The 7,031-nt window shown below is 64.9% G+C and carries 7 protein-coding genes and 1 pseudogene; 1 reads left to right on the plus strand and 7 read right to left on the minus strand.

Translation table 11 applies throughout. From position 1 onward, the window contains the following. Positions 1-561: 561 nt before the first annotated feature. The 4 genes and pseudogenes from ACLP25_RS09015 to ACLP25_RS09030 form a co-directional block, all read right to left on the minus strand. Positions 562-1,314 (minus strand): annotated as a pseudogene (locus ACLP25_RS09015) (DUF29 domain-containing protein); the annotation flags it as partial. 204 nt (positions 1,315-1,518) lie between these two features. Continuing rightward, entirely contained in the window at positions 1,519-1,959 is a 441-nt protein-coding gene (locus ACLP25_RS09020; protein ID WP_442468864.1) for a DUF29 domain-containing protein, read from the minus strand. A gap of 12 nt (positions 1,960-1,971) precedes the next feature. Then, entirely contained in the window at positions 1,972-2,118 is a 147-nt protein-coding gene (locus ACLP25_RS09025; protein WP_442468865.1) for a hypothetical protein, read from the minus strand. 46 nt (positions 2,119-2,164) lie between these two features. Continuing rightward, positions 2,165-2,740, minus strand: coding sequence for a TetR/AcrR family transcriptional regulator (locus tag ACLP25_RS09030; RefSeq protein WP_442468866.1), 576 nt, complete (start codon positions 2,738-2,740; stop codon positions 2,165-2,167). Positions 2,741-3,042: 302 nt separating this feature from the next. Here ACLP25_RS09030 and ACLP25_RS09035 point away from each other — a divergent pair, with 302 nt between their 5' ends. Then, on the plus strand, positions 3,043-4,257 hold the full coding sequence (locus ACLP25_RS09035) for an esterase/lipase family protein (RefSeq protein WP_442468867.1): 1,215 nt from the start codon (positions 3,043-3,045) through the stop codon (positions 4,255-4,257). Positions 4,258-4,316: 59 nt separating this feature from the next. On the opposite strand, the gene ACLP25_RS09040 is transcribed toward ACLP25_RS09035, so the two are convergent. The 3 genes from ACLP25_RS09040 to ACLP25_RS09050 all read right to left on the minus strand — a co-directional run bounded on the left by ACLP25_RS09040 (position 4,317) and on the right by ACLP25_RS09050 (position 6,771). Next, positions 4,317-5,132, minus strand: a complete 816-nt coding sequence (locus ACLP25_RS09040; RefSeq protein WP_442468868.1) for a transglutaminase-like domain-containing protein — start codon at positions 5,130-5,132, stop codon at positions 4,317-4,319. A gap of 85 nt (positions 5,133-5,217) precedes the next feature. Further along, entirely contained in the window at positions 5,218-6,138 is a 921-nt protein-coding gene (locus ACLP25_RS09045) for a transglutaminase family protein (protein WP_442468869.1), read from the minus strand. A gap of 300 nt (positions 6,139-6,438) precedes the next feature. Beyond that, complete coding sequence (locus ACLP25_RS09050; protein WP_442468870.1) at positions 6,439-6,771, minus strand: TfoX/Sxy family protein; 333 nt, start codon at positions 6,769-6,771, stop codon at positions 6,439-6,441. Between the last annotated feature and the right edge of the window lie 260 nt (positions 6,772-7,031).

Consider the following 7,031-nt stretch of genomic DNA (forward strand, 5'->3'; position numbering starts at 1 on the left):
CCATCAAGAACGTCCTCGCCGCAGCCCATCCCCAACTGGGGGGTGAGCAGTTACCTTGAAATAGCGACGAGCCGGAATTCCCTCAAGGAGTTCTATACGATTTCATCTTCCCAACTAAGCGGGATCGATACTATTCAGGATCGGACACTTTGGTAAAAGATGTCAGATTGCCATACCATCCGGAGCGAGCAATATTGGCTTTGAGCCAGGCACTGTCTTCTCAACGAATTGCGCTACGTGCTACGGCTGATTCGGCCTATAGATTTTGGGAAACTACGAGCGTTGTGACTATTATCTTAGGCATGTTCACAACAATTCTGGTAAGCTTGAGCTCGACGGAGTTCGGGAGGGGTGACGGACGCACCCAGCAGCTGATTCGCATCCTAGCGATCGTCTTTCCTGCATTGGGGACCGCTTCGGCGGCAGTAATCGCATTCTATGGTCCACAGGCAGAATGGGGCCAAGCCTCGCGCACATTGGCTAGTCTCACACAACTACACGGGCAAATGGCGATAGGGGTTTGGGAGCTGCATTGCATCAAAGATGACGGTGATACGTACGCTAGCAAGGTAACCGATGGGCTAAATGATTGGTCAAAGCGATACGTCGATCTTCAGACAGTGTCGACCGCAACTGGCGGGTCCAGCGCGGGTGGAAGTGCCGGCGGACGAGGGGGAGGCGGACAAGGCGGAGGAGGGGGAGGCGGACAAGGCGGAGGAGGGGGAGGCGGACAAGGCGGAGGAGCAGGAGCCGAAGGAGGACAACAGGGAGTTGCGCCACCAACGCAGGGTGTTGCGCCACCGGGGAAATGAACCCGCGCGGTTGTCGCTCACAAAACCAATTTGTCGACGGATTGATGGTGACATTGCTTCGGCCCTTGCCGAGAGTAATGCCGGCGACGGCCGATATCCCCGGCCAGAACCCGCCGTCCAACACCTGCTCCGCCGTCCACGGACATGCGTCCGGAAACGTCGCCCCCGCCAGCCCCGTCTCCGCCACCGCCTCCAGCGCCGCGTCGCGATGGGCGGCGGTGAGGGCCTGGGGCAGCAGCGGCTTGAGGCTCGGGTTGTCGTCGAGGTGGTCGGCGAGGCGGTTGCGCTGGACGCGGATGCCGGCCTCCCATCTCGGGCGGCGCTTGTCCGGCTGATAGCGCCACTTGAGCAGGTGAAGCAGGAGGACGGTGAGACGGCTGATCAGCTCGCGCTTTTCCGTGCGCCCCAGGCTCTCGATTTCCTCGGCGATGTGCTCGATGTCCGCCTCAGCCAGCTTTCCCGCGCGCAAGAGGTCGGCCTGCTGGCGGCTCCAGGCGAAGAAATCGCGGTCGTAAACGGGCTCTTCACGGGCATGGCGGAAGGTTACAAGCTGCCGCCGGTCGCGTCCATGGGACCCAAGCCGCTGCTGAGGCGCCGCGCTCCGACGCCATCGGGTTGTCGGCGATCGGGTCGCGCAGCCGACGGAAAGCCGTCCTGAATGTCTGGACTCCGGATCTGTCCGCGGCCTCGACCAAGCGCCTCCGCCTCACTCCGGCCAAAACCCGCCGTCCAACGCTTGCTCCGCCGTCCAAGGACACGGCTCGGGAAAAGTCGTCCCCGGCAGCCCCGTCTCCGCGACCGCCTCCTGGCGGGCCTTTCGGTAGGCGGACGCCAGCGCCTGCGGGAGCAGGGGTTTCAGGCTCGGATTGTCGTCCAGATGGTCTGCAATCCGATCGCGTTGGACGAAGATGCTCGCCTCCCAGCTTGGACCGCGCTTCCCCGGTTGATAGCGCCACTTGATGAGATGCAGCAGGAGGACTTCGAGTCGGCTGACGAGCTCGCGTTTTTCGGTTCGCCCCATGCTGTCGATTTCCTCGGCGATATGCTCGATGTCGGCCTCGGCGAGTCTGCCGGCTCGCAGCAGTTCGGCCTGCTCGCGGCTCCAGGCATAGAAATCGCTGTCGTAAAGCGGGCTTCTTGCGGACATGTCGAGAGGATACTAACTCTCGCGCCGCGCGTCTATTCGAAGAGAAACAGTTCGCACCCGCCATGAACTTCTCGAGCCGCCCACACAACCTGGAATATCGGGAATGCGCACGCCCCAGGCTTCGCCGCCGCCGTCGAGCACGCCGACACGATTGGTCATCGCCTTGCTCCTTAAGTCACCGTCAACCCGCCGCAGGGTAGGGCGCTCACGGCTTGGCTGGTCGGCGCCGCGTTCGGAGCGCTGCGCGCAGCCCCCGGGTCTCGTCGGACGATGGCGGAGAATTCGGGCGAACGAGTTGCGACAGGTCGGTGACGAAGCTCTTCAAGGCCCCATCGTCCAGACGCGCCGACGAGAGGGCAAACCCGAGATAAGCCCAGTTCATGATGCGAGCGCGCATTTCGGCAGTTTTTGGAAGAACGCCGGTGTCGACCAAGATGTCTTGGAGGTGTCGGATTCGCTCCACGTCCACCGCTTCGGCTGCTGAATTCGCCTGCTCGTCGAATGTCGCCCAGGCCCGCACGGCGCGCTCGGTCTCCAAGTCTGTGGAAAACGCGCGGGTGAGAGCCGCTTCCAGGCGATCGTCTGCGGCGCCCTTAATCCTATCAAGGATGTTTTCCAGGGCGATCTCTCGCCAGCGGCTTAAGATCGCTGCGTGGAACGCCGAGACATGCGCGAAGTGCCAATAGAAGCTGCCGCGAGAAACGCGGAGGCGATTGGCGAGCGTATCCGCCATGAGCGCGGCGAATCCGAATTTCGCCAACGCTTTGAGGCCTGCGTTCACCCATTCCGTCGGTCCCAGTCGGTTGTCCCGCATTTCCATACACTGCTGTATTGACGTTCCGCGATCGGGATGGTACCCGTTCCATACAGTACTGTTTGGAGAAGCGCAATGCGCAACCTCGTCGTTCGGTCGGCCGGGATCCTGGCGCTTGCAGTGTCGATCGCTCACGGGGCGCTTGGGGAGACGAAGCTCCTCTTGCGCGCAGGCATTACGCCGTGAGCCGCCGGCCGAGTTCCCAAAGGCCCAGACGGCATCAGACTGGTCCTACGCAGCCCCTCACGCCCGACGCCAAGGGAGTCCCTATGCCCACGAAACCCGCCGCCCTCTCGCTTTCGGATGTCCTCGGCCTCGGGCAACTTGCCGCCGACGCGGCGCACGGCCTGACTGGGGTTGTCGAGCACATGCACACGTCCATCCTCGACACGCCGGGACTGGCGCCCCTCGCTCAAGGGCTGACCGGCGGCGTCACGCGGCTGGTCTATGGCGGAGTGCGCGGCGCGTTCCGGCTGACCGGCAAGGGGCTTGGCGGCGCTGCGGCGCTGGTCGGTTCGAACTCGGACAATCAACCGGTCTCTCGAGGGCGGGAGATCGCGCTCGCCATCCTTAACGGAGTCGTCGGCGACCATCTCGCGGACACCGCCAATCCGCTGGCGCTGAACATGCGATTTCGTCGCGACGGGCGACCGCTGACGCTCGAAAAACAAGCGCTCGCCGAAGCCTTTCCCGACGCGACCGGCAAGCTTGCTGTCCTCCTGCATGGGCTTTGCATGAGCGACCTGCAATGGATGCGCCAGAACCACGACCACGGCGCGGCGCTCGCCCGCGACTTCGGCTTCACGCCCGTCACCCTCTCCTACAATTCCGGCCTGCACGTCTCGGTGAACGGCCGCGCCTTCGCCGAGGCGCTGGAGGCGCTCGTCGCCGCATGGCCGGCGGAAATCGAGGATTTTGCCATCGTCGGCCACAGCATGGGCGGGCTCGTCGCCCGCAGCGCCTGCCTCCATGCCGAGCAGGAGGGCCATGCGTGGCGGAGCAGACTGAACAAGATCATCTTTCTCGGGACTCCGCATCACGGCGCGCCGCTCGAGCGGATCGGCAATTGGGTCGATGTCGTGATCGGCAAGACGCCCTACGCCGCCGCTTTCGGCCGGCTCGGCAAGATGCGCAGCGCCGGCGTCACCGACCTGCGCTACGGCGCCCTCGTGGACGAGGACTGGCAGGGCCGCGACCGCTTCGCCCGCGAGCCCGATCCGCGCCGCCCCGTGTCCCTGCCCGAAGGCGTCGCCTGCTACGCAATCGCCGCCACCACCGCGGCCTCACCCGGCGACCTCAAGGACCGCCTGATCGGCGACGGCCTCGTCCCGGTCGCGAGCGCGCTCGGCCGTCACAACGAGTCTGCGCGCGACTTGAATTTCGCTCCCGACCGCCAGTGGGTCGCATGCGAGACGGGGCACCTCGATCTCTTGAGCCGGCGCGACGTGTATGAGCGGATGGCGGTGTGGCTGGCTGAGCCCTAAAGCCGTCGCGATCTCAATCGGGCGTCATCTCAAAGAGCTCTCGCCTCGCCCCGCTGCGATCACCGCCCCTCGACCTTCTCGTCCGTCATCACTTCAAAGCGCTTCAGATTGGCGACGCCGAAGGCGGTCGACATGGCGACGTCGGCGGCGTCGCGACCGCGTCCCATCACAATGCGGCCGATGCGGGGATGGTTATGGCGCGCGTCCATGGTCCACCAGCGTCCGTCGAGAAACACCTCGGCCCAGCCGCTGAAATCGCCGGGATTGACGTCGGGCGGCACGCCGATGTCGCCGAGATAGCCGGTGCAATAGCGGGCGGGAATGTTCATGCATCGGCAGAGCGCGATGGCGAGATGGGCGAAGTCGCGGCAGACCCCGATGCCTTCGTGCATGGAATCGCTGGCGCAGCGGGTCGAGCGGGCGTCGGCATAGCTGAAGCGGATCTTCGCATGAACGAAATCCGAGATCGCTTGCACGACCCTCGCGCCGCCGGACAGTTTTCCGAACTGCGCCCAGGCGAAGTCGGCGAGCTTGTCGCTGTCGCAATAGCGGCTCGAAACCAGGAACAGCAGCACGTCGTCGGGAAGATCGGCGATCGACGTCGTCCTCACATCCGGCGGCGTTTCGTCCGGTGCGCCCGAGTCGGCGATGACGAAGTGGTCGGAGAAAGTGACAAGCCCAGCCGGGACATCGACACGCGTGACCCGGTTGCCGAAAAGATCGAGATAGTCCCGCATCGGCAGCGGCGGATCCGAGGCGATCCTGTCTGGCGTAAGCAGGTCGGCGTCACGCGAGGGATGGACCTTGAGCTGAAGCAGCATTGGCGTGGGGGCCGGACATTCAAAAGCGATGTCGAATCCCGCTTCGATCAGCATCGGGCAATCCTCGTGTTGGGTCGAACAAGGCCGCGCGGCCGAACCCATGCGCGTTGCGCGAATGTTGGCGCCGGGTCAGAAGGCTTCATGCTTCCGTGTCAGCGAAACCATGGTTGCAGGGTTCTTGTTCCGGCAGGCGCCGGACATTGACGGATACAACCATGCCCTCTTCGTCCTCGGCGTTGCCCCAATAGGACCCGTGCAGCGGAATGGCTTGTCGGGCGTCTCGCGCCACCGCGACCCGGATGAGATCCCGGCTGCCGACAATGCCATTGGTCGGGTCGAATTCGACCCAGCCGGAACCGGGCAAGTAGATCTGGCACCACGCATGGGTCGAGCCGCCGCCGAGGTGGCTGTCTCCCGAGTCGCGACTGGGCACGTAGAGATAGCCGGAGACAAAGCGGGCGGCGAAGCCGAGGGTCCGTGCAGCCTCCATCATCAGCGTCGCAAGATCGCGGCACGAGCCGCGCCGCGACGACAGCGTGTGCAAGGGGCTCTGCGTTCCCCTTTCCGTCCGCCGCTCGTAGGCAAGGCCCTCCTTGATCGCATTCGTTAGGGTCATGAGCAGCGCTGCGGTCTCGGTCGGACGCCCCTGGTTGACGAATTGTCGAACCCAGTGGTCGAGGTCGCCAGAGGGGTCGGGATAATGCCGCTCGATTGCCCGCGCGAGGTCGGGCATTTCCTCCGCGTCATAGGAGAAGGGATAGGTGCGGGCCCGGTCCTCGAGCTGGAATTCCGGTTCGTCGGACGCGATGTGCTCGAGCGTGATGATGTTCTCGACCCTGAGGCGCCGGGTCTCGCCGACAAAGTTCGCGATGGCGACGCAATTGTCGAAAACGTCGTGGATCCAGCGAAGACGGTGCGGACGGGGCTCGATGTCAAGGCTTGCCTTCAAGAGCCGCTGGTCGTTGATGTCGCGCGGGCGCAGCATCATCCGATGCTCGCCGAGCCGCACCGGCGCGGCGTAGGAGTAGGTGGTGAGATGCCTTACCGTGAGGATGGTCACGCCGCTCCGATCCAAGTCTGGCCGCCAGTATAACCACAAGGCGCCGGGCGCGGGGGATTCATTGCGCGCCCGAGGTACGAAGAATGATCCTCCTCGACAACTCCATTCGGAACGCATGAGGCCGTCGCAGATTGCGAGGACTGTCACCGTGGCCGATATCGACGGCGGACCGAGCGTGCTCGGCGCCCGCCCGTGCGCGCGCTCGACGTGGAGCGCGCGAGGGCCCTGTGGGTGAAGAGCGAAGAGATGGTGGCCGAGCGCTTCCGAGCCGGGCGCCACTGGGCGCGGCTTGAGAGCTCCTTACCCCTTCGGCGGCAGCCCCTTCACGAACATGAGCGCCGCCTCGATCAGCCGCGCCCGCAGCGCGTCGTCGCCGTAGGCCGCGGGGCCGGCGCGGATCCAACCGGCCATGGCGCGGCCGCGGGCGATCATTGGGCCGACGTCGGGCAGGGCGAGGGCCCAGGCGTCATTCCCCTTGCCGAGCCGGGCGAGCATCCCGTCGGCGCGCGCGCCGATGAGAAGATTGCCGTTCACGAACCACGCCCAGCCGCCGAACATCGCCTTTTCCGTGAGCGCGAAATCGCGCGGCAGGTCGCTCCGGATCAGGTCTTCCAGGCCGCGGTCGCGCGCCATGTGTGGTCCTCGTGCCGGGCCTGGCCGTTCGCCAGAAGCGCAGGGGGTTGCGAGATTGCACCGCCTTTTCCCTTGCGGGCAAGCGGTTGCTTCGCGCGCAAACGCGACAACAAGGCGCATGCCAGGGCGTCCGCCGGTGCCGATCGTTGCGAGCGATCAAGCATTTGATCGAGGGCGCGTCACGCGGCAGGATCGGGCGCCGCCCGATTTACCCGGGTCTGCTGCTGCTGCTGCTGCTACGAAAATAGCTTCAGCGTGGA

This window comes from Roseiarcus sp., from assembly GCF_052145395.1.
Lineage (GTDB): Bacteria > Pseudomonadota > Alphaproteobacteria > Rhizobiales > Beijerinckiaceae > Roseiarcus.

Coding starts and splice junctions, on each gene's coding strand:
- ACLP25_RS09050 (WP_442468870.1), bottom strand. CDS start 6,771: ATGGCGCGCGACCGCGGCCTGGAAGACCTGATCCGGAGCGACCTGCCG.
- ACLP25_RS09035 (WP_442468867.1), top strand. CDS start 3,043: ATGCCCACGAAACCCGCCGCCCTCTCGCTTTCGGATGTCCTCGGCCTC.
- ACLP25_RS09040 (WP_442468868.1), bottom strand. CDS start 5,132: ATGCTGATCGAAGCGGGATTCGACATCGCTTTTGAATGTCCGGCCCCC.
- ACLP25_RS09025 (WP_442468865.1), bottom strand. CDS start 2,118: ATGACCAATCGTGTCGGCGTGCTCGACGGCGGCGGCGAAGCCTGGGGC.
- ACLP25_RS09020 (WP_442468864.1), bottom strand. CDS start 1,959: ATGTCCGCAAGAAGCCCGCTTTACGACAGCGATTTCTATGCCTGGAGC.